We start from the raw sequence: 26,140 nt of genomic DNA, 5'->3' as shown, positions 1-26,140 counted from the left end.
AAGAGGGGGCTTGCGGCTTTCCCCCTCCCGGTGATTTTATAATATCCGAAAATTTCTACGAAATTATGCTTATTTTATGAATGCGCTGTAAACATTACTCCGGGGCCTTCATGCTTTCCACCATGCTGATGCGCCGGACGTGCCGCCGCATCACAAAGCAGACCACCACGGTAAACACCATGGTCAGCGCCACCGCCAGCAGGTAGCTGCGGGGCGCAATGGTGCGGATGAACATGAGCTGATCCATCTCCACGGTCAACACAATGAACTTGTGCAGCGGCACCCCCAGTGCCAGACCCACGCCAGAGCCAATAAGCGCCAGCAGCTCGATCTCGCGGAAGATGTAGCGGTACACCTCCTGATCGTAGAAGCCCAGCACCTTGATGGTCGCCAGCTCCTTTTTGCGCTCCCCAAGGTTAACGCTGATCAGGTTATACAACACCACAGCCGCCAGTGCCGCCGCGCAGATGATGATCAACACCACCACATAGCCCAGACTGACGATGAGGTTATCGAACAGTTCGGTGGTGTCCTCGGTAAAGCTGATGCTGCTGACGTAGTTGCAGTCCAACAGGTCGGTGCGCAGGGCATTATACCCGGCAGCATCGGTGCAGGTGGTCTGCCCGTAGACCGTGTTCCACGGGATCTCTGCCGTGCCCAGCAGGCTTTCCAGCTGTGCGCGGGGGAGGTACAGCCGGGTGAACATATAGTTTTCCGTGATGCCGGTCAGGGTCAGCTCCACCCGGGTGCCCTCGGCGTTTTCCACCCAGAAGATATCGCCGGTGTGCAGACCCAAATTTTCGGCGGTCTTTTCGGTCAGGATGGCGCTGCCGCTGTCAAAGCTGATGGCCTTGTGCCCCTTGCGGGTGCGGAAGGTGACGTACCGGGTCAGGTCGCTGTCCTTGGCGGCAGCCACGATACTCACGCTTGCACTCTCGCCTTCGGCATTGTAGATGGTAGTGGATTTGGTATACACCGCGCCCCAGTTCTGCACGGCGCTGTTGCTGTCCAGCTCCTCTGCCAGCCCCTGCTCCATGGTCAGGGCTTTGGGGTCACTGAGTGTGATGGACATATCGTTGTGGGTCAGCTCCGTAGACTGCTTTGTGACGATGGGCAGCAGGGAATCCTGTATGCCGAAGCCGATAAGCAGCAGCGCAGTGCAGCCCGCCACGCCCAGCACGGTCATGAAGAACCGCTTTTTATACCGGAACAGGTTGCGGGCGGTGGTCTTTTGGGAGAAGGACATCCGGGACCACAGCGGGGTGATGCGCTCCATCAGGATGCGCTTGCCCGCCACGGGGGCCCGGGGCAGCAGCAGAGCTGCGGTCTTTTCCGCCAGACTGGAACGGCAGGCGTACCATGTGGCAAAGCCGATGACGGCAGCGCTGATGCCCACGCTGGCAGCTGCCATGCCCGGGTAGAAGTACAGGGTGAAGGTGGGCAGAGTGAACACCAGCTGATAAGCGTTCCAGATAATGATGGGGAAAACCACAAAGCCCACCACCATGCCGACGATGCTGCCCAGAATAGTGGCAAGCAGCGCGTAGAACAAATACTTGCCCGCGATGCTGAAGTTGGAGTAGCCCAGCGCCTTTAAAGTGCCCATTTGCAGACGGTTTTCGTCCACCATACGGGTCATGGTGGTGGTAGCCACCAGCGCCGCCACAAGGAAGAAGAACACCGGGAACACCCGGGCAATGGCGTCCATGCGGTCGGCGTACTGGGCAAAGGTGACGCAGCTCATGGTGGAGGTGCGGTCCAGCACATACCACTCGCCCTTTTTGATCTGGCTCACCTGTTCCTCGGCATCGTTCAGCTGGGCAAGGCCGTCTGCCAGCTTCTGCTCTGCCTCGGCCTTCTGGCTTTCGTACTCGGTACGGGATTCTTCCAGCTGGGTCTGCCCGGCGTTATATTCTGCCCAGCCCTCTTCCAGCTGCTTTTGTGCGGCATCGAACTGGGTGTAGGCGCTGGCTGTGCCGGTGGTCAGCTGCAATTGCCCCTGCAAAAGCTGCAATTTCATCTTGCGCAGCGCAGCCTTGGCTTCGGTCACCAGCTGGTCGTTGGAAAGGTTCGGCGAGGAGATGAGCCCCTGCTTGTACATCTGCCGCTTGCCCGCATCCAGCTGCTGCTGATAGCCTTGCAGCTGGTTATAGATGTTGTCGTAAGCGGCCTGCGCCTTGGCCAGCGCATCCCGCAGTTCAATGTAATCCTCGTCCTCCGGCTCGGCTTCGTCCAGCGCCTTTTCGGCGTTGCGCAGGGCTGCTTCCGCGTAGGTCAGCAGGGGGTCTGCCACCTTTTTCAGGTTGACCAGCAGCTCTATCTGCTGTAACTGTTCCTCAAATTCCAGCACCTGCTCCTCGCTGCTCACCAGCTTGTCGGCACCGCTCTGCATGGTGTCCGGCAGGGCAGCCTTCTGGGCGGCAAGCTCCTTTTCACCGGCCTCCAGCTGTGCCTTGGCGGCATCCAGCTTTGCCTGTGCGTCTGCCAGCTTTGCCTCGGCCTCGGCAAACTGACGTTCGGCTTCGGCCTTCTGGCTGTCGTACTCCGCGCGCGCTTTGGTCAGCTTGTCGTTGGCGGTGTCCATCAGCTCTTCCCGCCGGGCGGTGCACTGCACGCTCTGGATGGCCTTGAGCTTTTCCGCTACGGCATCCACTGCGGCCTGATATTCATCCGAATAATTATCATACAGTCCGGCGTTTTCCGCTTTGATATAGCACGCCGTATAATAATCTGCGGTCAAAGTGCCCTCCGGCACAAACAGGATGCAGTCCAGCTGGCCATCGCCCACGGTGCTGCTCTCGGAATCGGAGGAAAAATGCAGCGGGTCCTGCACCGTGCCCACCACCGTGAACACCTGCCCGCTGACCCCTTCGGTCTCTTCCGGCAGGGTCAGCTGGGTGCCCAGCTCCACCGGGCTGCCGTGGCCCATCACGTGCACCACGCACTCCCCGGCCGCTTCCGGCATCCGGCCGGACAGCAGCACCGGGCGGTTCATGTTCTCCGGCGTATCGGCCTGCGGGTCGGCAGGCAGCTGATACAGCCGCGCCACCGTGGTCTGCTCGTTCCCTGTCCAGTGGCCTTCCACGTCCTGATACTTCACCGCCTGCACGGCGTCTACCCCGTCCACAGCGGCAATGGCGTCGATATCGCTCTGACTCAGGCCAAGGGTGGACAGCACCCGCAAGTCGAACACATTCTGCTGCACATAGTACTTCTGGGCAGCGGAGCGCATATCGGGGGCAATGCACATCAGGCCGGTAAGCATCATCACCCCCAGCGCCACGATGCCAAACAGGGACACCACCCGGCTGATGCTGCTTTCCATCTCGCGCAGGATATTTTTGCGGTAACTTTTCTGCACAGTTCTCACCACTCGATCTGTTCCACCGGCACCGGATGCTCGTTGACCCGATTGGACACGATGCGGCCGCTGCGCACCTGAATGATGCGGTCAGCCATACCGGTCAGTGCCGTGTTATGGGTAATAACAATGACGGTGCGTCCGGTCTTGCGGCAGGTATCCTGCAAAAGACCCAGCACCTGCTTGCCGGTGCGGTAGTCCAGCGCACCGGTGGGCTCGTCGCAGAGCAGCAGCTTGGGGTTTTTGGCCAGTGCGCGGGCAATGGACACCCGCTGCTGCTCGCCGCCGGAAAGCTGCGCCGGGAAGTTGTTCAGCCGCTCGCCCAGACCAACGCTGCGCAAGGTCTCGGCGGGGTCCAGCGGGTCGCGGCAGATCTCACTGGCAAGCTCCACGTTTTCCAGCGCGGTCAGGTTCTGCACCAAGTTGTAGAACTGGAACACAAAGCCCACATCATACCGGCGGTAGGTGGTCAGCTCCCGGGCGGAAAAGCGGCTCACGTTGCGGCCGTCCAGCCAGACGTTGCCCTCGTCGCAGTTGTCCATGCCGCCCAGAATGTTCAGCAGGGTGGTCTTGCCCGCGCCGGAGGGCCCCACGATGATGCAGAACTCGCCCTTGTCCACATAGAAATTCAGGTGGTCTGCAGCAGCGATTTTCACACTGCCGGTCTGGTAATATTTACAGACATCTTCAAACTCCACAAAATGCTCCATGGCGTTTTCCCTTTCTGTCAGAATGCAAAGTATTTCAACTTAAATATAGCATAAACCCACCGGGTTTTGCAAAGCCCCCGGCACGAATTTTCAAAAACTTAACAGACAACACCATAAAATGTAAAAGGGCGGTGACAGACCGCTGCCCGATGCGCCGCAGGGCTTCTGAATGTTCAAAACCCCTTTATATAACTCTATTACTACTATGGACTTTTGAACAGCTAGAACTTTTCAACGTATCTATGCTTATTCCTAGTTGTTCAAGATGAACAACTAGGGCAAAAACCACCGTTTTTGTTCGGTTAGCGTTTCTAGTTGTTCAAAACCCCTCCGACTTTTGAACACTTAGAGATATAACGTATATCCGTTATTTATTTTCTCTCAAGGCTGAAAAGCCGCCGAAAGCTGCGCTTTTCTGCGCACTATTTCTTTAATGTTCAAAACCCCCTGTGTATCATAGGGACTTTTGAACACTCAGCCCCTGCCGGGGAGAACCCTCTCAGTCAAGCCCTGTCGGGCTTGCCAGCTCCCCCGAAGGGGGAGCTTTTCGGCATCTTCCGGTAAGTAGAGCAAAACCTCCCCCCTTCGGGGGAGGTGGATTTGCGAAGCAAAGACGGAGAGGGTTCGCTCCCTCCCTGAGGGCGTTCCAGCCGTACCACACAAAAAAGCCCCTGCACGCAGGGTGCAGGGGCTTTGGAACAGCTTCTTACTTGCGGTTTGCCAGCAGATTCTCGATCTTCTTCAGAGGGTCGATGATGCTGGAAACGGACATATCGTGGTTCAGGGCCACCACAAAGTAGGCGGCGTACTTGGAAACATCCACGTCCACATACCAGTCGCGGGTCAGCAGCTCGGGCATACGGTAGGTCAGGTTGGTGCCCACAACGTAGGTCAGGGTGCCGTCTGCCACAGCCTTGTCGAACTTCTCCAGACCGCTGGTGAACAGGGGGAAGGTGGCGTTGGCAATGATGTTGGTAGCACCGCGCTCCTTCAGGTTGCTGGCAACCTCCAGCATACTCTCGCCGGAAGCAATGATATCGTCCGCGATAAAGACGGTCTTGCCCTCCACGCTCTCGCCCAGATACTCATGGGCAACGATGGGGTTGCGACCGTTCACCACGCGGGTGTAGTCGCGGCGCTTGTAGAACATACCCAAGTTGCAGCCCAGCACGCTGGAGAAGTACATATTGCGGTTCATAGCGCCCTCGTCCGGGCTGACCACGGTGAACTTCTCCTTATCGAAGGACAGGGTGGGATCCTTCTTCAGCAGGCTCTTGAGCACCTGATAGGTGGGCATGGCGTTATCAAAGCTCATCAGGGGCACTGCGTTCTGCACGCGGGGGTCATGTGCGTCAAAGGTGATGATGTTGCGCACGCCCATGGTCTGCAGCTCCTGCAGGGCCACAGCGCAGTCCAGGCTCTCGCGCACCACGCGGCGGTGCTGACGGCCACCGTACAGGCTGGGCATGATGACGGAAACGCGGTGTGCCTTACCGGCCACAGCCTGGATCAGACGCTTCAGGTTTGCAAAGTGGTCGTCCGGGGACATGTGGTTCTCGTAGTTGAACAGCTTGTAGGTGACGCTGTAATTGCCCGGGTCCACCACGATAAAGATATCGTCGCCGCGGACAGACTCCTTGACCAGACCCTTGGCGTCGCCGCTCTGGAAGCGGGGGCAGTCGCAGGAAATAATGAAGGTGTCTTTTTCAATTCCGGCAGCCTTTGCCCAACGGACAAGGTGCTTGTCGATCAGGCCGGTCAGCTCCTCGGCACCGGGGCAGGCGATCAGCCGCATATCCGCCACACTGGGCTGCTCAAAGAAGGACTTAGGGGAAATTTCAATAGACATAGTCACATAACTCCTTATTGCTGTTTACCATCCGTACCATGCACACAAGTGCGCATATCTAGTTTTATTTTATCACATTTTGTCGATTGTTCCATATCAATTTGTTTCATGTATCGATTTTCTGCGCCTTGCACAGCTGTTTTTCCTTTTCCTTCAAGAGAATGTGAGTTTCTTACAAAAACGCGACCAAATCTTTACCGTTTCGCAAAGTTTATCTGATTTTTGAGGGAAAGTAATACTTTTTACCGTACCATTTTCTTTTCCCTGTGATGCAAAAGAGCCGCTGCACGGTCGGGTGCAGCGGCTCTTCTCTTCACTTACCTTCTATCAGGGTAAAACGCTTTTTACAGGGCAGCAACGGCAGCCTTCAAAGCATCCACGCGGTCGGTGTTCTCCCACTTCACGCCCAGATCCTCGCGGCCCATGTGGCCGTAGGCGGCCAGCTGGCGGTAGATGGGCTTACGCAGGTCGAGGTCACGGATGATGGCGGCGGGGGTCAGGTCAAACACCTTCTCCACAGCCTGCTCGATCTTCTCGTCTGCCACGGTGCCGGTGCCGAAGGTATCCACCATGATGGACACAGGCTTTGCCACGCCGATGGCATAGGCCACCTGTACCTCGCACTGCTTTGCCAGACCCGCAGCCACGATGTTCTTTGCCACCCAGCGGGTAGCGTAGGCTGCGCTGCGGTCCACCTTGCTGGGGTCCTTGCCGGAGAAAGCGCCGCCGCCGTGGCGTGCATAGCCGCCGTAGGTGTCCACGATGATCTTACGGCCGGTCAGGCCGGTATCGCCCTGCGGGCCGCCCACAACAAAGCGGCCGGTGGGGTTGATGTAGTACTTGGTGTTCTCGTCCAGCAGCTCAGCGGGGATGGTGGCCTTGATGACCTTTTCCATCACGTCTGCCCGCAGCTGCTCCATGCTCACACTCTCGCTGTGCTGGCTGGAGATGACCACGGCGTCCACGCGCACGGGCTTGTTGTTCTCGTCGTACTCCACGGTCACCTGACTCTTGCCGTCCGGGCGCAGGTAGTCCATCTCGCCGCTCTTGCGCACTTCGGTCAGGCGCTTTGCCAGCTTGTGGGCAAGGCTGATGGGCATGGGCATCAGCTCGGGGGTCTCGTCGCAGGCATAACCGAACATCATGCCCTGATCGCCTGCACCGCCCACCTGATCGTTGGTGCCCAGTGCAATATCGGGGCTCTGGCCGTCAATGTTGGAGATGACGGCGCAGGTGTCGGCGTCAAAGCCGAACTTTGCGCGGGTGTAGCCGATATCCGCCACCACCTCGCGGACGACCTTCTGAAAGTCCACATAGCAGTTGGTGGTGATCTCGCCCATGATGTGCACAAGGCCGGTGGATGCGCAGGTCTCGCAGGCCACGCGGGCATTGGGGTCGTGGGTCAGGATCTCGTCCAGAATTGCATCAGAGATCTGGTCGCAGATCTTGTCGGGATGTCCCTCGGTGACGGACTCCGAAGTAAACAGGTGTCTAGCCATTTTTTGCCTCCTAAATGTTGCAGTTGCGTGTATTTACCATTCCATCAAGTTTGTTCTGAAAAATAAAAGCGCCCAGAGCCGAAAGCTCTGAGCGTTGCACTCTTATCTTCCGGTTTCCCGCAGGATTTGGCACCTTACGCTCTCGCGCAGGTTGTCGGGCTTCACAGGGCCTGTCCCCTCAGCCGCTCTTGATAAGTCGGTATTCAATTGGTACGCCACATATTCTATCATTGCAGCGTCAGATTGTCAAGATAAGTCGCACTTATTTTAGACATTCCTTTTAAATTGATGGAGCATTTCCCTGCTCCGGTGCGGCATGGCCATCCCGGGCGGCGTGGAAAGCGCGCTTTTCCGCATACATCCGCTGATCCAGCTCCACCAGAAACTTCTCCACGCTGCCGCCCTCGTACTTTGCCACACCGGTGGAGAAGGACAGCTGAAAGCTGCCCGCCGGAGCGGTTTCGTTATAGTGCTGCACCCGCCGCTCGATGGCGGCGCAGGTCTTATTCAGAAGCTCCTCCGAGCCGTGACGGATCAGCACCATGAACTCATCGCCGCTCATGCGGATGGCTACCGAGTTTGCCACCAGCGCCCCGGACAGGATGTGCCCGATCTCCTGAATGGCGCGGTCGCCCTCGGCGTGACCGTAGGTGTCGTTGATCTCCTTGAAGCAGTTCACGTCCATCATGATGCCGTAAACGTCCTTCTCCTGCGTGGCGTGGATGCGGTCCAGACAGTAGTTCATGTACTTGCGCCCAAACAGGCCGGACAACTCATCGGTATAGCCGCGCAGGCTGCGGGTCTGGCTGTCCACAAGCACAAAAGCGATGGCTACCGAAAGCCAGCCAAAGGCCATGCCGTAGAATGCGCCCTGCAGCAGCGTGCCCACCGCACAGGTGACCACGAAGTAGTACACCGGAAAAAATTCCACCGTAACGCCATCACGTCTGGCCTTATGCACCTGCCACACGCTCTCGGCATAATAGCCAAACAGCAGCAGATACAGCAAAATATTCAGCGGGCCCCGATGGTAAGCGTTGTCCGCCGAAATGGAAAAAATCCACCCCGTGCCAAAAAGGTTTGCCACCAGCAGCACCAAAAGCGCCAGCAGCGGCGCGCCCAGCAGCAGATGCCTTCTGCGCAGGCGTCCAATGCTGCGGTAGACCCGGAAGTCCACATACAAACACCACGCATAGCCCACGCACACGGTAGCGCCGGTGCAGACGGTATTGGTCAGGTACAGCCAGAACCGGCTTGCCGCGCCGGGCACGCCGTCCAGCAGAAAGCTGATCGTCTCTGTTGCCTGTGCCAGCAGCGTCACCACCAGAATCCGGCAAAACAGCTCTGTTCCCACGCTGTTTTTACTCTCGCCGCGCACCCGCAATAAAAGCAGAAAGCTTACCAGCACCGCCCCTGTGCCATTGGCCACAAGGATCTCGGGTATATTCATTGCATTTCCTCCTCTGCCCGCCTTACCCCATAAAGCGGGCAGCCTCCTGTTTTATACAGTATCTATTTTATTATACACCCTGCTGCACCCTGCTTGCAAGGCTTGGACGCAAAAAAGGCCGCTGCACGGCAATTTGTGCAGCAGCCCTTGAGAAATCATCCTTTGCAGTTCAGCCAAGCCCAGAGCTTTGCCGAAATACATTTTTTGCAGAAAACTTAATAGCCCTTTGCCTGCTCGCCGTTCAAGATCTTGACAGCGCGGGAGGTGCCCAGACGGTCAGCGCCCAGTGCAAGGAAAGTCTCCATATCCTCCACGGTGGAAATGCCGCCGGCAGCCTTGACCTTGCAGCGGCCACGCACGCCCTTGACCATCAGCTCCACATCATGGAAGTTGGCACCTGCGGTAGAGAAGCCAGTGCTGGTCTTGATGTAGTCGGCACCGGCCTCGCAGACGATGTCGCACATCTTTTCCTTCTCTTCCTCGGTCAGCAGACAGGTCTCGATGATGACCTTCAGAATCTTATCGCCCACAGCCTGCTTCACGGCACGGATGTCCTCGCGGACGGCATCGTACTCCTTGTTCTTCAGGCGGCCGATGTTGATGACCATATCCACCTCGGCTGCGCCGTTGGCGATGGCAGTCTTGGCCTCAAAGGCCTTGCTGGCAGTGTCCATGGCACCCAGAGGGAAGCCCACCACGCAGCACACGGGGATGCGGCCTGCCATATACTCCACAGCCTGCTTGACGTAGCAGGTGTTGATGCAGACGGATGCGGTGTGGTTTGCAATGGCTTCGTCACACAGCTGCTGGATCTGGGGCCAAGTGGCCTCCGGTTTCAGCAGGGTATGATCGACATGGGACAGGATCTCTTCGCGGTTCATGCTCGTTCCTCCGTTATTTTACTTGCTGGCACGGCGCACCTTTGCCATGCCCACAGCGCTCAGTGCAATCGCAGTCACCGATGCCGTTGCACCAATAATGCCCAGCACCAGACCAGAGACCAGGAATGCAAACCCTTTCAGACCACGTTTCATAATACCGTACCTCCTAAATTATATTGGATATTTTCTCCGCCTGCGGCGGAGAAAATATCTCACTTACGATTTTTAAAGATGATCAGCTTGCTGAACACATAGTTCAGCAAGATCACCAGTACATTGGAAAAGACCTTCACGGCAAGGCCCCACATTGCCTGAGCATCGTAGGCGCTGGTGACGAAGATGGCTGTGGGGCCGTCCGCCCCGCCGATGACGGCAATGGCAGCGGAGCCATCTGCCACGGCGGCATGGCTCCCGGCAAAGCTGTTTGCCATGTAGAGGGTAGTATCCGGCCCCAGCCAGCCCGCCACGGCGCCCAGCAGACCCTGCATGGCGGTGTCCACCAGCGCCGCCCCCTGTGCGGCAAAAAGGTTGCCCCCCACCATCATGATCACGGCATCCAGCACCATGGTGCCCAGACGGCAGGTGACAAAGGTACCGAACTCCTTGGCCATGGCTTTGCCGGTGGTCTTGCTGTGGAACACGAACGCGCGGTTGGTGCAGTAGGCAAACAGGATGCACAAGGCGTTATCCAGCACATTGCCCCAGCTGTTGGCGGCAGTATAGCCGAACAGCCGGCTGAACAGCGCGTACAACACAATATTCAGCAGGGTGGTCAGCACGCCAAAGATCAGGTAACTGAGCACTTCCCAGTGCTTTTTGAAAAACTTTATCATGGCTTTGTTAACAAAAACAGCCCCGCCGCCGTTTTCCCGGCAACGGGGCTGCAGATCGCATTGTGTCAGAAGCTATGCTTTTGCACGAAGGGCTGATTACTCAGCGTCGTCGTTCAGCAGAGCCTTCATGGACAGGCTGATGCGCTTCTTGTCGAAGTCAACATCCAGCAGCTTCACATCGACCATATCGCCGACCTTCAGTGCGTCAGAGACCTTCTCAACGCGGTCATTGCTGATCTCGCTGATGTGGACCAGACCGTCAACACCCGGCAGGATGCGGACGAATGCACCAAACTTGGTCAGAGAAACGACCGGAGCATGGAAGGTGCTGCCGATGGGGTAGTTGTTCTTCAGCTGCTCCCAAGGGTTGTCCTCGGCCTTCTTGTAGCCCAGAGAGACCTTGTGGTTCTCGGTGTCGATATCCTTGACATACACTTCGATGGTGTCACCAACGGAGACGACCTCGGAGGGGTGCTTGATGCGGTTCCAGCTCAGCTCGCTGATGTGGCACAGGCCATCGACACCACCGATGTCAACGAATGCACCATAAGAGGTCAGGCTCTTGACAACGCCGGTGTAGGTCTTGCCCACCTCAACGTTTGCCCAGAACTCCTCGCGCTTTGCCTTGTTCTGCTCAGCGGTCACCTTGTTGATGCTGCCCACGATCTTGCGGCCAGAGCACTCGGTGACGACCAGCTGAACGTGCTGGCCGACCAGAGCAGTGTAGTCCTCGTCGCGGCGCATAGTGGCCTGAGAACGGGGAACGAACACCTTGACGCCCTTGACGTTGACGACAACGCCGCCCTTATTGAACTCGGTAACATCGCCCTCGACGACTTCACCGGATTCTGCTGCCTTGGCAATCTCTTCCATGCCCTTGCGGGATGCGAGCTTCTTGCGGGAGAGCTGGATGACGCCATCCTGATCCATAACCTTCTCGACGATGAGGTCCAGCTCATCGCCAACCTTCACCAGGTCTTCGACCTTGGCGGAGGAATCATCGGTCAGCTCGCTCAGCTTGACAAAGCCGGTCTGCTTCGCACCGATATCCACCTGGATCTCGTTGGCAGAGATGCTGGTCACGATTCCTTTCACAATACTGCCTGCATGAACTCGCTTTTCTTCGGATGCGTTCAGCATCTCCTCAAAGCTCATGTTGTCATTGATTTCTGCGCTCATACTGTTAAGTACCTCCTCAATAATAGACGATGGCGTTGAAGCCCCGGCTGTCACGCCCGCCACTTTAACATCTGCAAACCATTCCGGCCGAAGTTCGCTCGCTGTTTCGACCGTTACGGCACGCGTGTGTTTTGCGGCGACCTGTACCAGCTTTTGGGTATTGGAAGAATGATGACCGCCAATGACAACAATGATGTCGCATTTTTGGCTGAGGTCTTCCGCTTCCTGTTGCCTCGCCCACGTCGCATTACATATTGTATCAAAAATTCGGGCGTTTGTATAGGCTTTTTTGAGAAACTCCGAACTTTCTTTCCATTTTGTTACCTGAAATGTGGTCTGTGCAACTGCAAAAAGGGGTTTTTGGGGGTCAGAAGGGCCTTTCCACGCCTTTAACTCGGCTAAATCGGCAAAAACGAACACCTCGCCCCGGGTGTGTCCCACAATGCCCTGCACCTCCGGGTGGGTCTTATCCCCCGCCACCAGCAGCACCGCACCCTCTTTTTCGGCCTGTGCGGCAATGCGCTGGATCTTCTGCACAAAGGGGCAGGTGGCATCGTGGTAGGGGATGCCGTTTGCCTCCAGCTCATCGTAAACGCTGCGGGGTACCCCGTGGCTGCGGATGACCACCTCGCACCCGGCAGGCACATCCTGCACGTTGTTTACCACCTGTGCACCCTTGCGCCGCATATCCTCCACCGCCTGCGGGTTGTGGATCAGCGGGCCCAGCGTTGCCACCTTATGCCCCTCTGCCAGCAGGCCGTAGGTCAGTTCCACGGCACGGTTCACGCCAAAGCAGAACCCCGCCGTTTTTGCCAAACGGATCTCCATTTTTACGCCCCCATCTTTTCCCATGCTTCCAGCAGCGCCTGCTTGTTGGCGCGGAGCTTTTTGGTGTCCCGGCGGCCCTCCATGGCAAACTGCGCTGCGGGCATCGGCTCGCCGTAGATCACCCGCACCTTGCAGAACAGGTGCATCTTCCCGTCCGGAGTGTCGTACAGGATGCGGCAGGGCACAACGTCCACCCCTGCCTCGGCGGCAATAACGAACAGGCCGCTCTTGGGGGGCAGAAGCTTGCCCTCCTTTTCGCGGGTGCCCTCCGGGAAGATGAGCAGGGTCTTGCCCTGCTTGCAGGCCTCCACCGTCTGGGAGATGACCGCCATCTCGTCCTTGGTGCCGCGGACGCACACGCCGCCGCAGCAGCGGAAGAACCAGGTCAGAAAGGCGTTGATCTCGAACAGTTCCCTTTTGGCGAACACCACCATCCGCCTGCCCCACCGGGTGACGACGATGAACACCGGGTCGATGGCAGACACATGGGTAGGTGCAAGGATGCAGCCCTTCGTCTGCACCTTTTTCAGGTTTTCGCGCCCCTCCACCCGGATGCGGAAACCGATGTGCCACACAAGCCACGCAAGGGGCACCAGAATATAATATAGTACCATTTTCTATTCCTGTCCTGTTTGTTTTATCAGCCGATCTTTTGGGCAATGATCTGCTTCATAGCGTCAAGGCTCTGCTCAAAATCCAGCTCCGAGGTGTCCAGCAGCACGGCGTCCTCTGCCTGCTTCAGCGGGGCGGCGGCGCGGTGGGTGTCCTGATAGTCCCGCTGCTTCACGTCTGCCAGCACTTCCTCATAGGGGGTGTCGATGCCCTTGACCTGATACTCCTTCCAGCGGCGGGTGGCGCGTGCCTCCGGGCTGGCGGTCAGGAAGATCTTCACCGTAGCGTCCGGCAGCACCACCGTGCCGATATCCCGGCCATCCATCAGCACATCCTGCTTTTTTGCCATGCTGCGCTGTAAGTCCAGCAGAAATGCCCGCACCGCGGGGTTTGCGCCCACGGCAGAGGCTGCCATGCCCGCGGCTTCGGTGCGGATGGCAGCGCTCACGTCCTCATCCTTTAAGTAGATGTGCTGCTCGCCCGCAATGGAAGCCAGTCGCAGCTCGATTTCCGGCAGCAGAGCGTCCACCGCTGCGTTGTCCTTGGGGTCCTTGCCCGCGCGCAGGGCGTACAGGCCGATGGCGCGGTACATTGCACCGGTGTCCACATAGATATAGCCCAGCTCTGCCGCCAGACGGCGCGCCAGAGTGGATTTGCCTGCACCCGCAGGCCCATCAATTGCAACAGATACCATAATATGTTCTCCTTATTATATATAGTACACAGGAATGGACTGCACTGCTTTTTTACAGATTATTCGCAAAGCTTTGTGCGGTGCAGAAAGCAATTTGCAGATTATAGCCGCCGGTGTAGGCGTCCACGTCCAGTACCTCGCCCGCAAAGTACAGCCCCAGCGCCTTTTTGCTCTGCATGGTCTTGGGGTCTACCTCCCGCACCGAAACGCCGCCGCTGGTGATCACTGCGTGGGCAAGGTCGCCCCGGGCGTCAATGGACACCTGCCAGTGCTTGACCAGCTGCACCAGCTCCCGCTTCTGCTCCCGGGTGATCTGGTTTGCCTTGGTGGCGGGGTCGATGCCCCAGCGCGCCACCATCACCGGCTGCATGCTGGAAGGCAGCAGCTTGACCAGCGCGCCCTGCGCTGCGTGGTTTGCCAGCAGTGCAAAGTCCCGGGTGATGCGGTCGTACAGCTGCTCCTCGCTCAGGGCGGGCTTCAGGTCGATCTCCGCGATGTATCTGTGCTTTTTCATATCCCCCAGATGGCTGGACGCGCTCAGGGTCAGCGGCCCGCTGATACCAAAGTGGGTAAACAGCATCTCGCCCTGCTCGTCAAAGATAGCCTTGCCGTCCTCCAGCAGGGTCAGGGTGACGTTTTTCAGCGCAAGCCCCATCATCTTTTTGCAGTCCGGGTCCCGGCTGACAAGGCTGACCAGACTTGGCACCGGCTCCACAAGGGTGTGTCCTGCCTGCTGCGCCAGCTTATAGCCGTCACCGGTAGAGCCGGTGGTGGGGTAGCTCACGCCGCCGGTGGCCACCAACACGGCGTCCGCCCGGTACTCCCTGCCGGAAGTGCCCCGCACGCCCACGCAGCGCAGCGCCGGGCCCGCCTTTTTCTTTTTGGGGTGGCGCGGGTTTTCCGCTGCAGCCGGGGCAGGCTCTGCCTCCGGCACGATGTCCTCCAGCAGCAGCTTTTTTGCGCCGTCATAGACGATGTCGGCGTCCTGCGCATAGCGCAACAGCGCCTGCCGGATCTCCTCGGCCTTATCCGATACCGGGAACACCCGGCGGCCGCGCTCCACCTTCAGCTCCACACCAAGACCTTCGAACAGTTCCATGGTCTTTGCCGGGGGGAACGCCCCCAGCGAGGAGTACAAAAAGCGCGGGTTCGTGCGCACATGGCGCAAAAACTCTTCTGCCGGGCAGTCGTTGGTCACATTGCAGCGCCCCTTGCCGGTAACAAGGATCTTCTGCCCGGGCTTCTCGGTATGCTCCAGCACCGTCACCTGATGTCCCTGCCGCACGGCAGCACCCGCCGCCATCAGTCCGGCTGCCCCGGCTCCCACGATCAAAACCCTTGCCATCTGTCATCCTCCCAAAATCGCCTGTTGATTCTATTGTATCATACCAGAAACAACGCGCAAAAGCAATGCAGCGCCGCAGGAAATGAATGGATTTTCGGTTTCACACCCTCTTGACAAAGCCGCCGGGCCGCTGTATTCTTTTTACAGACCATTAGTTTGTAAAGAAGGAGCATCTGCCATGCCGCGCAACAAATACCCGGAACAGACTGTGGAAAAGATCCTGGACGCCGCCGCCCTGCTCTTCCTCCAGAAGGGCTACCAGAATACCACCCTGCAGGACATCATCGATGCCACAAAGCTTTCCAAAGGGGCGGTGTACCATCATTTCCGCTCCAAGGAGGAGATCGCGCAGCGCGTCGGTGACCGTCTGGGCGACCAAATGTGGGAGCCGCTGCGCCATATCCGGGACAACCCAGCTCTGACCGGGCTGCAGAAGCTGCAGGCGGTGTTTGCAGCATCCTTTGCCGGGCAGCGGCAGCAGCAGATCGCGCAGACCTTGCCGCACCTGTGCAGCAACCCGCAGTTCCTTGCCATGGAGCTGACCAACATTGAAGCACATTTAGCCCCGGAGTGTATTGCACCCATGATCCGGCAGGGCATGGCGGACGGCTCCATCCACACTGCCGATGCCAATGCACTGGCCGAAGCGCTGTTCGTGCTGGCAGACATCTGGCTTTCTCCCCAGACGCGCCCCACCACGCCGACCGAGCAGCGGGCGCGGAACCTCGTGTTTCAGCAGATGACCCATGCACTTGGGCTGGATCTTTTGACGGATGCACAGGCCGAACAGCTGGTGCAGCTGTGCACACCGGTCAAGGGCTGAATTTTCCGGGCGGAACGCTCCGCCCTTTTTTGTGTGCCTTTACAGACCAATGGTCTGTATTTAAAAACAGGAGGTTCCCATGAACACATTTTTCCTCATCGTCCTCGGGCAGATCATCTCCCTGTTCGGCAATGCCGCCCTGCGGTTTGCGCTGCCGCTGTATCTGCTGCGGCAGACCGGTTCCGCTGCGCTGTACGGCGGCATCACCGCTCTTGCTATGTTGCCTGCTCTGGTCGGAATGCTGACCGGCGGCGCGCTGGCAGACCGCTGCCGTAAAGCCCGCCTGATGGCACTGCTGGATCTGGTGACCACCGGTATTGCGGCTGCAGCCGCTGCCGGACTGCCGCATCTGCCCCTGCTTCCGCTGGTCCTGACCGTGCTGGGCAGTCTGTACGCCATTCAGGGGCTTTACCAGCCCGTGGTACGCGCCTGCCTGCCCCTGCTGCTGAACGGCACCCAGCTGCTGCGCGGCAACGCGGTCATCCAGCTGGTGGATACCGTGGACGAACTTCTCGGCCCCTTGCTGGGTGCTGTTCTGCTGGAGCACTTCGGCATCCGGGGTCTGCTGGCGCTCTGCGGCAGCTGCTTTGCACTTTCCGCCGGAATAGAGCTGTGCCTGTGCATCCCACAGGATGTCCCATCGGACACAAGGCTCTCCGTCCGTTCTCTGTGGACCGACCTGCGGGAAAGTGCGCAGTTCCTCACCGGGCAGGCTGCGGTGCTGCGGTTAGCTGCCGCCATGGCGGCTGTAAACCTGCTGGAAGTCCCGGCTCTCACCGTAGGTGTCCCGGTGCTGGTGGTACAGACTTTGCAGAAAAGTGATGCCTCCCTCGGCCTTGTGCAGGCGGCGCTGAGCGCGGGCGGCATTCTGGGCGGCGTGCTGGCCGGAACCGTCTTTGTCCGTCATCCCATCCGCAGCGGCACACCTCTTTTGCTGGCGCTCAGCGGCGTGTGCGCCGCACTGGGTCTTGTCCTCCGGGTGCCCGCGCTGCAATTCGGCAGCATTCTGGTGCTGGGGGCCATGTTTATGGCCGTGGCGGCGCTGTTCAATGTGTGGTTCTTTGCGCAGCTGCAAGTGTTAGTGCCGCAGGCACAGCTGGGCAAGACGACAGCCTGCCTCTCTGTGCTGGCCTGCCTGACCCAGCCCATCGGACAGGCAGCCTATGGCAGTGCCTTCCAGCACTGGGCTGCGCACCCGGCAGATGTACTGCTGGCAGCCGGGGTGCTTTCGGCGCTGGTTCTCTGGCTGCTGCAAACGCGCCGTACCGCCTGACGCAGCAAAAAAGGAGCCGCTATTGCAGCCCCTTTTTTGGTTTGCTTACTCCGACAGCTTTGCCGGGTCGAGGTAGCTTTCGCCCTGCTTTACCTCCACATGGATGTGGCTTTCCTCGGCGCACTCGCAGCCGACAGTGCCCACCGTGCCCAGCTTCTGCCCGGCGGTCACGGTCTCCCCGGCCTTTACGGCAGGGTCTGCCATGCCGCACAGCCGCCAACTGCGGCCGGCGGCATCTTCCAGCACCACCACGGTGCCCCAGTTGCCCTCTGCCCCGGCAGACACCACCTTGCCCGCCACGGGTGCTGCTACCGCAGCGCCCTGCGTGCAGGCGTAGTCCACGCCGTTGTGGGTGCGCCAGTCCCCAAGGGTCTTGTTATACACCAGCTCATCGCCGCTGAAGGCGTTGAGCACGCGCCCCGGCATAGAGGGCGCGGCGGCAGGCTGTGCCGAACTGCTGGCAGGCGAGGATGCGCCTTGCAGTGCCGAGGGTTCGCGCAGCGAACCAGAGCCAGACTGCGCACCAGAGGATGCACCAGAGCGCTCCTGCTGCGGCACATCTGCCTTGCTGTTTGCAACGTCGGTCACGGGCTGCTGCCATGTGGTATCCTCCTGTGCGTCCCAGTCCGGTTCTGTTTCCGGGGTGGTCTGTTGGGTGGTGCCGGGGGCGTCCGGCACGTCCAGACTTTTTTGCAGTTCTGCCCGCAGGGCGCGCACCGCCCACACCCCTGCCGCAGCCGCAGCCAGCAGGCTTGCAGTCAGCAGCAGGGCAAAGCCCTTGCCGTGCAGAAATTTTTTGATCTGCTCCATGCTTGTTACTCCCATCTGTTCGTTTTGTGTACGGGGTCTTTTTCTGGGCTTAGTGTGGGACAGCGGCGGGCGGTTTATGCAAGGGGACAAAAAAGACACGCAAAAAGGCTGAGCAGCCGCTTTTTTGCAGCTGCTCAGCCTTGCTGTATCCCGTTTTGGGTTACTTCCGTGCGATCATTTCGGTATAGGCCAGCACCAGCGGGCCTACGCCCTTAGCATCGTTGCAGACCACCGGCTCGCTGAAGTAGTAGGCCAGAGAGCCGTCACGGTGATCCTTGCCGCCCAGACCTGCCACAAGGCAGATGCCGTCCAGCTGCAAGCTGCCGTCCGGGTTCTTGGACAGGTACCGGTCGCAGGTGCCGTAGAAAGCCTTCTCCGCCCATGCAGCCATGCGTTTGGGCAGGTAGCCCAGACGCACGCCCTTGAGTACCGCGTAGGTGAACAGAGCGGTGCCGCTGGTCTCCAGATAGTTGCCCTCGGCCTCCGGGTGGTCGATGACCTGCCAGAACATTCCGGTCTGCTCGTCCTGGAACTTGTGCATATCCTCCACAGCCTGCTTGAGCATGGCCATGATGCCGCGGTACTCGTTGTACAGCTGCTCGTCCATGCGCTCCAGCACGTCCACCATTGCCACAAGGAACCAGCCCATGGCGCGCAGCCAGAAGTTGGGGCTGCAGCCGGTCTCGGGGTCTGCCCAGTACATCTGGCGGCTCTCGTCGTAGCCGTGGTAGTACAGGCCGGTCTTTTCGTCCCGCATATGCTTTTTGATGTTCATGAACTGCTTGTAGCTGTCGATACAGCCCTGCATCTTGTTAAAGCGGGTCTCGTACTCCATGTAGAAGGGCTGCGCCATATAGGTGCCGTCCAGCCACACCTGCCACGGGTAGATGTCCTTGTGCCAGAAGTTGCCCTCCTTGGTGCGGGGCTGGGTGAGCAGCTGGCTGCGGATGGTGTCGATGGCCTTGCGGTACTTCTCGTCCCCGTAGATATCATACAGAATGAACAGGTTCTTGCCCTGATTCACGTTGTCCAGATTATACTCCTTGGGGTCGTAGGTCTTGATGGAGCCGTCCGGCTGCACAAAGTAGTCGATAAACTCCTTGGAAAACTCCAGATACTTCTCGTCGCCGGTGGTCTTGTACAGGCTCAGGCAGGCGGTGATCATGCAGCCGTCGATGTAGTTCCACTTGTTGGGCTTGCCGCTGCGCACCTTCTCGATGTTCCACATCGGTGCCTCGGCGCTGGAATTGGCGATCAGGTAGTCCACATAGTCGCCCAGCATGGACAGGATCTCTTCATGGGTCATGGGTCAGTCCTCCTCAAAATGTCCTACGTTGGCAAAGTGCAGCCGCTCGCCCTCGTAGCCCTCGATCTTCACGTTGTGCAGGTCGATCTCCTTGACGTTCTCGGCATAGATGGCCAGCTTTTTCACCAGCGGACGGTTGTCGGCCATGGCAGCCTGTCCCTCCTTGGCGTTGGGGTCGAAGGTGATGCTCACATCCCGCATGGTCACCCGCTCGATGGGCTGCTCCGGCAGGCCGTCGAAGTAGCAGCCTGCGAACTGGGCATCGGTAGCCACGATGTTCTCCATGGTCAGGCTGCCCAGCTTGGGGGTGTACTCGTCCACCGGCAGCGGCTCGCGGCACTGTACATAGGGGCCGTGGCCGTCCGGGTCGCAGAAGTAAAACATATTGATGACAAAGGGTGCCTTGACGCCCCGCATCTCCACGTTGCGGAACACCAGCCCGTCGATGACGGCAGTGTTGCCGCGGCCCCGGCGGGTCTTGACACGCAGACCGCGGTCGGTGTGGTCCATCAGGCACTGGGTCACCACCATGTCCTTGACGCCGCCGCTCATCTCGCTGCCGATGACGATGCCGCCGTGGCCCTTGTCCAGCAGGCAGTTGCGGATGACGGTGTGCTCACAGCTGCGCTTCAGCTTCATGCCCAGAAAGACCTTGCTGGCCTTCATGGCGATGCAGTCGTCGCCCACATGGATGTTCATGCCGATAATGCGGATATACTCGCAGCTCTCGGGGTCGATGCCGTCCGTGTTGGGGGCGTTGTAGGGGTTGTTGATGTTGAAGCTGAGCAGGTCGAGGTGCTTGACAAAGATGGGGTGGATGGTCCACGAATAGCTGTTCTGCACCGTGATGCCGTGCAGGCAGACGTTCTCGCTGTCCACCGCAGCCACGGCCCGGGGACGCCATGCAATGCGCTTGACCTTGGGGTTCACCCACCAGTCGCCGTTTTCAGCGTCGCAGTCCAGCGTGCCCTCACCGGTCACCACCACGTCATGCACCTGCGTGATGTTCAAAAGGCCTGCAAAGCTGTCCAGCGGGTTGCCCTCCCAGCCGGTCAGGTAGTACTCGTCCACCTCGTTCTCGCTGGGCAGCACACCGGGCAGGATGGGGTAATGGGTGCGGTCGTTATCGCCCAGCAACACCGCGTCCTTTTCCAGATACAGGGTGGTGTTGCTCTTCATAAACAGGCTGGCGGTGCGGTAACGGCCGGCGGGCACATACACCGTGCCGCCCTTGGGGCAGGTGGACAGCGCCGCCTGCAGCCGCACAGTGTTGTCGGTCTCGCCGTCAGCCACCAGACCGTAGCGGGAAGCATCCACGAAGAAGGTCTCGGCCTCGGTAGTGAAATCCAGCTTCAGGGTCTCGCCCTCGGCCTGCACCTCCACCGTATAGGCGGTGCAGGGCAGCAGGGAGAACAGGGAGAACACGTTGGTGTTGCAGGCCTCGTATACCGTCTTGCCGTTCAGGGCAACGGTAAAGGGATGTGCCGGACGGTAGCACAGCTCGTTTTCCAGTTCGAAAACGGCACTGCGGGTCATGGAACGGATCAGGGTCAGATTCATGCGAAATAACCTCCTGTGAGTTTGTCTTGCCCCCACGGGGCAGACGTGGTATCATGAGGAAAAGTGCTCTCCCGGCTATCGGAAGGGCTGTTTCCGGAAAGGATGCGCAAAATGAGAGCGGAACGGGAAAAGATCAACGCAAAGGTAAAGGCAGACACCGTACGGCTGACCGGCGGCAAGCTGGAGCTGACGGCAGACGAGGAGATGGGCACCTTTCTGCTGGTAAGCGAGGGCAGCTGCACCCTGCAAATGGGGGAAAACGATCTGCTGGTAAACCCCGGCAGTGCGCTGCTGCTGGGCGCGGGGGACGCGGTGCTCTCTGCCGCCGGTGCAGCCGTACCGGAACTGGTGGGCTGCCGGTTCCCGCTCAGCGCCCTGCACGAGCTGCGCAGCGCCGCCCAGCAGGATTTTGCCCGGCTGTTTTTGCCAGGCAAGGTGACGGTGCTGTACGGCCCGGTGCTGTGGACCCGCCGCCTGCGCACCCTGCTGGAGATGATGCACTCTGCCATGCCGGAGCAGGACTACCCCGGCGGGCTGTACCTACTGCTCATCCTGCACTATGTAGAGCAGGAGTGTCTTGCCGAGAGCAGCGCTGTGGCGCGCCCCCGCAACGAGACCATTGAGCAGGTGTGTGCCTACCTTGCCGCCAACTACCGGCAAAAGTTCTCTCTTACCGAGGTGGCGGCGCGGTTCTACCTTTCCCCCTACTATCTCAGCCGCCTGTTCCGGCGGGTGACCGGGCAGTCCATCGTGGACTACCTGAACAACCGCCGCATCGAGGCAGCGCAGAAATTGCTGGAGACCACCGAGCTTTCCATCAGCGCTATTGCCGAGCAGACCGGCTTTGCCAGCGCAGCCCACTTCCGCCGCGTGTTCCGCGAGGTGATGGATATCAGTCCTTTGCAGTACCGCAAGAAGCAGACGAAATGATGTATCAACCAAAACACCCCCTGTGCCATCCGTTGGGAGCAGCACAGGGGGTGTTGGTCTTGGTCAGATGTTCTTATGGCGCATTAGCCCTTGACGGCACCTGCGGAGATACCTTCAACGAACTGATCCTGTGCACAGAAGAATACGATCAGCTGCGGCAGGATGGAGATGAGGGACAGAGCAAGGATCTTGTTCCAAGCAAAGCCGGTATCACCGTCCATGGACAGCTTGACGAACAGGGACATGGGGTACTTGCCGGGGGTGCTGACGTAAAGCAGCGGGCCCATAAAGTCGTTGCAGCTCCACATGAACTGGAACAGTGCGCAGGACACCAGAGCGGGTCCCAGCATGGGCACGATGACCTTGTACAGGGTCTGGAAGGAGGAGCAGCCGTCAATGGCGGCAGCCTCGTCCAGATCACGCGGGACGTTGCGCATGAACTGCACCAGCTGATACACGAAGTAGGTCTCGGTAGCAAATGCGCAGTGCACCCAGATGGCCAGATAGAAGGGGCTGTCCACCCAGCCGAACTTGTTGTACAGCAGGTACTGGGGCACGTTCAGCACGACCTGCGGCAGGAACAGGGTAGCCAGCATGATGTTGAACAGCAGCTTGCGGCCGGGGAAGTCGAAACGGCCAAAGCCGTAAGCGGCATACAGGCAGACACCACAGTGCAGATCACCTTGGGGATAACGTAGCTGTAAGTGTTGAGCATGGCCTGCAGGATGTTGATGGAGCCGCCGAAGTTGTTCAGGGCGTTGCGGTAGCCATCCAGCGTGGGCTTTTTGATCCACAGGCTGATGCCTGCAAAGATCTCGCTGTTATCCTTGAAGGTAGCGCTGATCATCCACAGCAGAGGATAGATCATGATGACACCAACTAGGATCAGCACGAAGTACTTAAAAAAGGTTGCGATCTTATTCGATGCTTTCATTCCCATATTGGTCACCTTACCTTTCATCCGAGTAGTAGACCCACTTCTTCTGGCTGGTGAACGCAATGATCGTCAGGATGCAGACGATGATGAACATGATCCATGCCAGAGCAGAAGCCATGCCCATGTCGTAGGACTTGAATGCGTAGTTGTAAACCAGCAGGGAGATCAGGGTAGTGGAACCACGGGGACCACCGTTGGTGATGATGTAGGGGCCGTTGAACTCCTGGAATGCCTGGCAGATCTGGGTGACCAGGTTGTAGAAGATGATGGGGGTGATCATCGGAACGGTGATGGAGAAGAACTGACGCCACTTGCCGGCACCGTCGATGGTAGCAGCCTCGTACAGGTCTGCGGGCACGCCCTTCAGTGCAGCAAGGAACAGCACCATGGCGGAACCGAACTGCCATATACGCAAAAAGCAGATGATCCACAGAGCGTAGTTGGGGTCACTCAGCCACTCGGGGCCCTGCACCGCACCAAAGGTGACAGCGCGCACCACGGTGTTCAGCAGACCGTCCACGCTGAACACAGCCTTCCACAGCACGGCGATAGCCACAGAGCCGCCCAGAATGGAGGGGATGTAGTACACAGTACGGAACAGGTTGACGCAGGCGATCTTGAAGTTCAGGATGTAGGCGATGAACAGCGCGAAGATCAGCTTCAGGGGCACGGTGATAAAGGCGTACTTGAAGGTGATGATCAGCGCCTTGGTGATCTTTCTGGTGTGGAATGCGGTAATGTAGTTGGCCAGACCAACAAAGCTGGTGCCGTCCTTGAAGAAGTTCATATCGGTAAAGCTGTAATACAGCGACTGACCGAAGGGGAACGCCTTAAAGACGAGAAAGCCGATGATCCAGGGGATCAGGTAAAACAGACCCTGATACTTATCGACCCATTTCTGGAACGGAGTTCGTGCGCCTGCGGGCGCATTACTTTTTTTCATCCGAAGTCCTCCTTTTGCAGGATTTTGAAGCAGACAGTGCAGCAGGTCACAGACCGGAAACAATTCATTCAAGGTTTGATAACCTTTCTCCGAAAAAACAAGGGCATCTGTCGTACGGGCGGCAGATGCCCTTATTTATTTCAGATACTGAATATCCGGTTCTGACCGCTGTCAGAGAGAGGTAAGCTTAGCCGATGGTGTAGCCAACAGACTCCATGCCGTCCAGCAGGGTCTCGACAGCCTCTTCAGGGGTCTGATCGCCGTAGTCGATGTTGTCGAACACTTCCTGATAGATGCCGGTGCCGGAAGCCTTCAGGTCGTTATTCTCGAACAGGGGATCCAGCTTGTTGGTGGTGAAAGCCATGACCTTGGCGTTAGCCTCAGCAACCAGGCTCTTGACAGCGCCGGCGTCCTGAGCGAACTTCAGGCCAGCCTTGGAAGCGGGGATGCCGCACTCAGAACCCATGATGGAAGCGCCCTTCTCCTCGTTCAGCAGGAAGTTGATCAGGGTAGCAGCCTCGGCAACGTTCTTGCAGGTCTTGGTGATAGCCAGACCCATGGACACCTTGGAGAAGCCGCCGTTGTTGTCGCCAAACTTGATCTCCTCGCCGACGGTGAAGCCGTCCTTGTTGCTGTCATCCAGAGCGGAAGAGTACTTGCTTGCAGCGGAATCCCACTCAAAGATGCCTGCGATCTTACCGGTGATCCACTCGTTGGACTGGTGGGTAGCGGTATCGGAGTTTGCAGAGTAGTAGGTCTTGAGGTTCATCATAACGTGGTTGTCCACCAGGCTCTTGATGAAGGCCAGACCCTCAGCGATCTCGTCCTCGGTGTAGTTCAGGGTGGAGGTAACGGGATCTGCCCAGTCCTTGCCGTACTTGGACTCGAGGTAGAACACCATCAGGATCATACGGTCGTATGCGCCCAGATGCATGGGGTAGTAATCGTTGCCCAGCTTCTCCTGGAAAGCCTTACCGGCAGCCATCAGATCGTCCAGAGACTTGGGAACCTCGGTGATGCCAGCCTTATTAAAGGTGGTCATGTTCCAGTAGAAGATACGGCCGGTCATGGAGACGGGCACGCACTGCTGGCTGTTGGCCACATAGCAAGCGTCCATAGCAGCAGCATCCCACTGGGTCAGGTCGATGAACTTGGAGGTGGTGTTCAGATCCACGAACTTGCTGCCGTCGGCAGAGTAGTTGTACAGCCAGTTCCAGTTCACCTGGCAGACATCCTGTGCGTTGCCTGCGATGAAGGCAGCAGCCATTTTCTCTTCCCAGCCGGACCATGCGGCGAAGGTGGGCTCCACGGTGATGTTGGAGTGCTCAGCCTGGAAAGCCTCCAGAGCGCTCTGGTAAGCAGCGTGACGGCTGTCGCCGCCCCACCAGCTGATGCTCAGGTTGACGGGGCCGTCAGACAGTGCCAGGCTCTCGTCTGCGGAAGCAGCGGGGGCCTGAGAAGCAGCGGAAGAAGCGGTGGAAGAAGCAGCGGGCTTGCTGCCGCAGGCAGCCAGCAGACCTGCAGCACCGACAGCGCCGGTAGCCATCAGGAAGTTACGACGAGAAATTGCCTTGCTCGTTTTTGTTCTCCTCCTAATAGAAAACATCTTCATGTAGGGGGCCTGCACATGCCCCTTGTATACAATTATGATAACAAAAGCCACCAAAAAAAGAAAGATGCAATTTACAGTGATACGGGATAAAAACGTACAAATATTGCTCTTGTTTTTGAAAGAGATTCGACGTCCTTGCCGAAATGAATAAACTTGCGCTGAAAAACTGTGCAACTTGTATACTTCAATGACTTGCATAAAAATCTGGGATGCAACATGGGAAGAACGGCAAAAATTTCAATAATTTCTGTTACATTTACCGTTCTGCCTGTAATTTTTTATGCTCTGCCGCCCCCGCTGCTCTCTTCTTTTCCCACTTTCTCTCCCCTCCGTCGAGTAACTGCCCAGTCTGAACTGATATATCAATAGCGCAAAAAACGTGCGTATTTCGCCCAGTTGATATATCAGTGGCCGCGAAACGCAGCAAATTAATATATCAGTCTGTATACAGCCTGTCTGGGATACCCCTTCCGTCTGCTCACTGTGTTCGCAGCCACCTTCCCCAAGGGGACGGCTTTTGGCGGTGGCGGGGAAGGTTTTTTATTGCGTTTGATACTTTAAAATAGGGCTAGCGGCGTGCGCCCTCTCCGTCACCTACGGTGACACCTCTCCCAAAGGGAGAGCCCTTGGCATAGCGGCAAAGTTCCCGGTTAAACCGTAAAGTTTGCGGGCGTGCCAGCTCCCCCTTGGGGGAGCTGTCGCGCA

The 26,140-nt window shown here is 58.3% G+C and carries 22 protein-coding genes and 1 riboswitch; of the genes, 3 read left to right on the top strand and 19 right to left on the bottom strand.

Features of this window, described 5'->3' with window-relative positions:
* Positions 1–94: 94 nt before the first annotated feature.
* From WMO44_RS10195 to WMO44_RS10140, 12 genes are all read right to left on the bottom strand, one after another.
* Positions 95–3,361: an FtsX-like permease family protein gene (locus tag WMO44_RS10195; protein ID WP_349152517.1), complete on the bottom strand. Its 3,267-nt coding sequence runs from the start codon at positions 3,359–3,361 to the stop codon at positions 95–97.
* Positions 3,362–3,366: 5 nt separating this feature from the next.
* Positions 3,367–4,071, bottom strand: coding sequence for an ABC transporter ATP-binding protein (locus WMO44_RS10190; protein ID WP_349152516.1), 705 nt, complete (start codon positions 4,069–4,071; stop codon positions 3,367–3,369).
* Positions 4,072–4,777: 706 nt separating this feature from the next.
* The gene (locus WMO44_RS10185; protein ID WP_118657789.1) at positions 4,778–5,920 is read right to left on the bottom strand and encodes a ribose-phosphate pyrophosphokinase; all 1,143 of its coding nucleotides are present in this window, start codon (positions 5,918–5,920) and stop codon (positions 4,778–4,780) included.
* A 344-nt stretch (positions 5,921–6,264) separates the two neighbouring features.
* Positions 6,265–7,419 carry a methionine adenosyltransferase gene (gene metK / locus WMO44_RS10180; RefSeq protein ID WP_015536632.1) on the bottom strand — a complete coding sequence of 385 codons (1,155 nt, stop codon included), beginning with the start codon at positions 7,417–7,419 and terminating at the stop codon, positions 6,265–6,267.
* Between the two features lie 99 nt (positions 7,420–7,518).
* Positions 7,519–7,617, bottom strand: a riboswitch (SAM riboswitch).
* An 82-nt stretch (positions 7,618–7,699) separates the two neighbouring features.
* Entirely contained in the window at positions 7,700–8,869 is a 1,170-nt protein-coding gene (locus tag WMO44_RS10175) for a GGDEF domain-containing protein (RefSeq protein ID WP_349152515.1), read from the bottom strand.
* Between the two features lie 215 nt (positions 8,870–9,084).
* Positions 9,085–9,750, bottom strand: coding sequence for a deoxyribose-phosphate aldolase (deoC, locus tag WMO44_RS10170; protein ID WP_015536630.1), 666 nt, complete (start codon positions 9,748–9,750; stop codon positions 9,085–9,087).
* Between the two features lie 18 nt (positions 9,751–9,768).
* A complete protein-coding gene (locus tag WMO44_RS10165) occupies positions 9,769–9,903 on the bottom strand; it encodes a hypothetical protein (protein ID WP_005927141.1) in 135 nt (44 codons plus the stop codon).
* 59 nt (positions 9,904–9,962) lie between these two features.
* Positions 9,963–10,583, bottom strand: a complete 621-nt coding sequence (locus tag WMO44_RS10160; RefSeq protein WP_349152514.1) for a GtrA family protein — start codon at positions 10,581–10,583, stop codon at positions 9,963–9,965.
* Positions 10,584–10,679: 96 nt separating this feature from the next.
* The gene (locus WMO44_RS10155) at positions 10,680–12,590 is read right to left on the bottom strand and encodes a bifunctional 4-hydroxy-3-methylbut-2-enyl diphosphate reductase/30S ribosomal protein S1 (protein WP_349152513.1); all 1,911 of its coding nucleotides are present in this window, start codon (positions 12,588–12,590) and stop codon (positions 10,680–10,682) included.
* 2 nt (positions 12,591–12,592) lie between these two features.
* Positions 12,593–13,204 (bottom strand): lysophospholipid acyltransferase family protein, encoded by a 612-nt coding sequence (locus WMO44_RS10150; protein WP_349152512.1) that lies wholly within the window; start codon positions 13,202–13,204, stop codon positions 12,593–12,595.
* A gap of 26 nt (positions 13,205–13,230) precedes the next feature.
* Positions 13,231–13,896: a (d)CMP kinase gene (cmk, locus tag WMO44_RS10145; protein ID WP_349152511.1), complete on the bottom strand. Its 666-nt coding sequence runs from the start codon at positions 13,894–13,896 to the stop codon at positions 13,231–13,233.
* 52 nt (positions 13,897–13,948) lie between these two features.
* Positions 13,949–15,241 (bottom strand): BaiN/RdsA family NAD(P)/FAD-dependent oxidoreductase, encoded by a 1,293-nt coding sequence (locus tag WMO44_RS10140; RefSeq protein ID WP_117554498.1) that lies wholly within the window; start codon positions 15,239–15,241, stop codon positions 13,949–13,951.
* Between the two features lie 178 nt (positions 15,242–15,419).
* Between WMO44_RS10140 and WMO44_RS10135 the strand changes: the two genes are divergently transcribed.
* A complete protein-coding gene (locus WMO44_RS10135; protein WP_349152510.1) occupies positions 15,420–16,064 on the top strand; it encodes a TetR/AcrR family transcriptional regulator in 645 nt (214 codons plus the stop codon).
* A 79-nt stretch (positions 16,065–16,143) separates the two neighbouring features.
* Positions 16,144–17,337 (top strand): MFS transporter, encoded by a 1,194-nt coding sequence (locus tag WMO44_RS10130; RefSeq protein WP_349152509.1) that lies wholly within the window; start codon positions 16,144–16,146, stop codon positions 17,335–17,337.
* A gap of 45 nt (positions 17,338–17,382) precedes the next feature.
* Here WMO44_RS10130 and WMO44_RS10125 read toward each other — a convergent pair whose 3' ends face one another.
* From WMO44_RS10125 to WMO44_RS10115, 3 genes are all read right to left on the bottom strand, one after another.
* Positions 17,383–18,147 (bottom strand): peptidoglycan DD-metalloendopeptidase family protein, encoded by a 765-nt coding sequence (locus WMO44_RS10125; RefSeq protein WP_349152508.1) that lies wholly within the window; start codon positions 18,145–18,147, stop codon positions 17,383–17,385.
* A 160-nt stretch (positions 18,148–18,307) separates the two neighbouring features.
* Positions 18,308–19,453 (bottom strand): glycoside hydrolase family 88/105 protein, encoded by a 1,146-nt coding sequence (locus WMO44_RS10120; RefSeq protein ID WP_215675224.1) that lies wholly within the window; start codon positions 19,451–19,453, stop codon positions 18,308–18,310.
* 3 nt (positions 19,454–19,456) lie between these two features.
* Complete coding sequence (locus WMO44_RS10115; RefSeq protein ID WP_349152507.1) at positions 19,457–21,013, bottom strand: glycoside hydrolase family 28 protein; 1,557 nt, start codon at positions 21,011–21,013, stop codon at positions 19,457–19,459.
* A gap of 111 nt (positions 21,014–21,124) precedes the next feature.
* On the opposite strand from WMO44_RS10115, the gene WMO44_RS10110 reads away from it, so the two are divergent.
* Positions 21,125–21,943, top strand: a complete 819-nt coding sequence (locus WMO44_RS10110; protein WP_349152506.1) for a helix-turn-helix domain-containing protein — start codon at positions 21,125–21,127, stop codon at positions 21,941–21,943.
* Between the two features lie 83 nt (positions 21,944–22,026).
* On the opposite strand, the gene WMO44_RS15150 is transcribed toward WMO44_RS10110, so the two are convergent.
* From WMO44_RS15150 to WMO44_RS10095, 4 genes are all read right to left on the bottom strand, one after another.
* Positions 22,027–22,539 carry a carbohydrate ABC transporter permease gene (locus tag WMO44_RS15150; protein WP_435387732.1) on the bottom strand — a complete coding sequence of 171 codons (513 nt, stop codon included), beginning with the start codon at positions 22,537–22,539 and terminating at the stop codon, positions 22,027–22,029.
* Positions 22,503–22,877 (bottom strand): ABC transporter permease family protein, encoded by a 375-nt coding sequence (locus WMO44_RS15145; protein ID WP_435387731.1) that lies wholly within the window; start codon positions 22,875–22,877, stop codon positions 22,503–22,505. The genes WMO44_RS15150 and WMO44_RS15145 overlap by 37 nt, the downstream gene beginning before the upstream one ends.
* 16 nt (positions 22,878–22,893) lie before the next feature.
* A complete protein-coding gene (locus WMO44_RS10100) occupies positions 22,894–23,823 on the bottom strand; it encodes a carbohydrate ABC transporter permease (RefSeq protein WP_005927102.1) in 930 nt (309 codons plus the stop codon).
* A gap of 187 nt (positions 23,824–24,010) precedes the next feature.
* A complete protein-coding gene (locus WMO44_RS10095) occupies positions 24,011–25,435 on the bottom strand; it encodes an ABC transporter substrate-binding protein (protein WP_349152505.1) in 1,425 nt (474 codons plus the stop codon).
* Positions 25,436–26,140 lie beyond the last annotated feature (705 nt).

The sequence above is a fragment of the Faecalibacterium tardum genome, from assembly GCF_040096515.1.
Classification (GTDB): Bacteria; Bacillota; Clostridia; order Oscillospirales; family Ruminococcaceae; genus Faecalibacterium; species Faecalibacterium tardum.
The sequence above is the reverse complement of the archived record's forward strand: the minus strand, read 5'-3'. Positions and strand labels throughout refer to the sequence as shown.

Excerpts from the sequence above, each read along its gene's own strand:
- WMO44_RS10140 (WP_117554498.1), bottom strand. The coding sequence starts at position 15,241 with ATGGCAAGGGTTTTGATCGTGGGAGCCGGGGCAGCCGGACTGATGGCG.
- WMO44_RS10160 (WP_349152514.1), bottom strand. The coding sequence starts at position 10,583 with ATGATAAAGTTTTTCAAAAAGCACTGGGAAGTGCTCAGTTACCTGATC.
- WMO44_RS10165 (WP_005927141.1), bottom strand. The coding sequence starts at position 9,903 with ATGAAACGTGGTCTGAAAGGGTTTGCATTCCTGGTCTCTGGTCTGGTG.
- WMO44_RS10150 (WP_349152512.1), bottom strand. The coding sequence starts at position 13,204 with ATGGTACTATATTATATTCTGGTGCCCCTTGCGTGGCTTGTGTGGCAC.
- metK (WP_015536632.1), bottom strand. The coding sequence starts at position 7,419 with ATGGCTAGACACCTGTTTACTTCGGAGTCCGTCACCGAGGGACATCCC.
- WMO44_RS10120 (WP_215675224.1), bottom strand. The coding sequence starts at position 19,453 with ATGACCCATGAAGAGATCCTGTCCATGCTGGGCGACTATGTGGACTAC.
- WMO44_RS10135 (WP_349152510.1), top strand. The coding sequence starts at position 15,420 with ATGCCGCGCAACAAATACCCGGAACAGACTGTGGAAAAGATCCTGGAC.
- WMO44_RS10155 (WP_349152513.1), bottom strand. The coding sequence starts at position 12,590 with ATGGAGATCCGTTTGGCAAAAACGGCGGGGTTCTGCTTTGGCGTGAAC.
- WMO44_RS10125 (WP_349152508.1), bottom strand. The coding sequence starts at position 18,147 with ATGGAGCAGATCAAAAAATTTCTGCACGGCAAGGGCTTTGCCCTGCTG.
- deoC (WP_015536630.1), bottom strand. The coding sequence starts at position 9,750 with ATGAACCGCGAAGAGATCCTGTCCCATGTCGATCATACCCTGCTGAAA.
- WMO44_RS10190 (WP_349152516.1), bottom strand. The coding sequence starts at position 4,071 with ATGGAGCATTTTGTGGAGTTTGAAGATGTCTGTAAATATTACCAGACC.
- WMO44_RS10100 (WP_005927102.1), bottom strand. The coding sequence starts at position 23,823 with ATGAAAAAAAGTAATGCGCCCGCAGGCGCACGAACTCCGTTCCAGAAA.
- WMO44_RS10175 (WP_349152515.1), bottom strand. The coding sequence starts at position 8,869 with ATGAATATACCCGAGATCCTTGTGGCCAATGGCACAGGGGCGGTGCTG.
- WMO44_RS15150 (WP_435387732.1), bottom strand. The coding sequence starts at position 22,539 with ATGCTGGCTACCCTGTTCCTGCCGCAGGTCGTGCTGAACGTGCCCCAG.
- WMO44_RS10115 (WP_349152507.1), bottom strand. The coding sequence starts at position 21,013 with ATGAATCTGACCCTGATCCGTTCCATGACCCGCAGTGCCGTTTTCGAA.
- WMO44_RS10130 (WP_349152509.1), top strand. The coding sequence starts at position 16,144 with ATGAACACATTTTTCCTCATCGTCCTCGGGCAGATCATCTCCCTGTTC.
- cmk (WP_349152511.1), bottom strand. The coding sequence starts at position 13,896 with ATGGTATCTGTTGCAATTGATGGGCCTGCGGGTGCAGGCAAATCCACT.
- WMO44_RS10110 (WP_349152506.1), top strand. The coding sequence starts at position 21,125 with ATGAGAGCGGAACGGGAAAAGATCAACGCAAAGGTAAAGGCAGACACC.
- WMO44_RS10095 (WP_349152505.1), bottom strand. The coding sequence starts at position 25,435 with ATGAAGATGTTTTCTATTAGGAGGAGAACAAAAACGAGCAAGGCAATT.
- WMO44_RS15145 (WP_435387731.1), bottom strand. The coding sequence starts at position 22,877 with ATGAAAGCATCGAATAAGATCGCAACCTTTTTTAAGTACTTCGTGCTG.
- WMO44_RS10185 (WP_118657789.1), bottom strand. The coding sequence starts at position 5,920 with ATGTCTATTGAAATTTCCCCTAAGTCCTTCTTTGAGCAGCCCAGTGTG.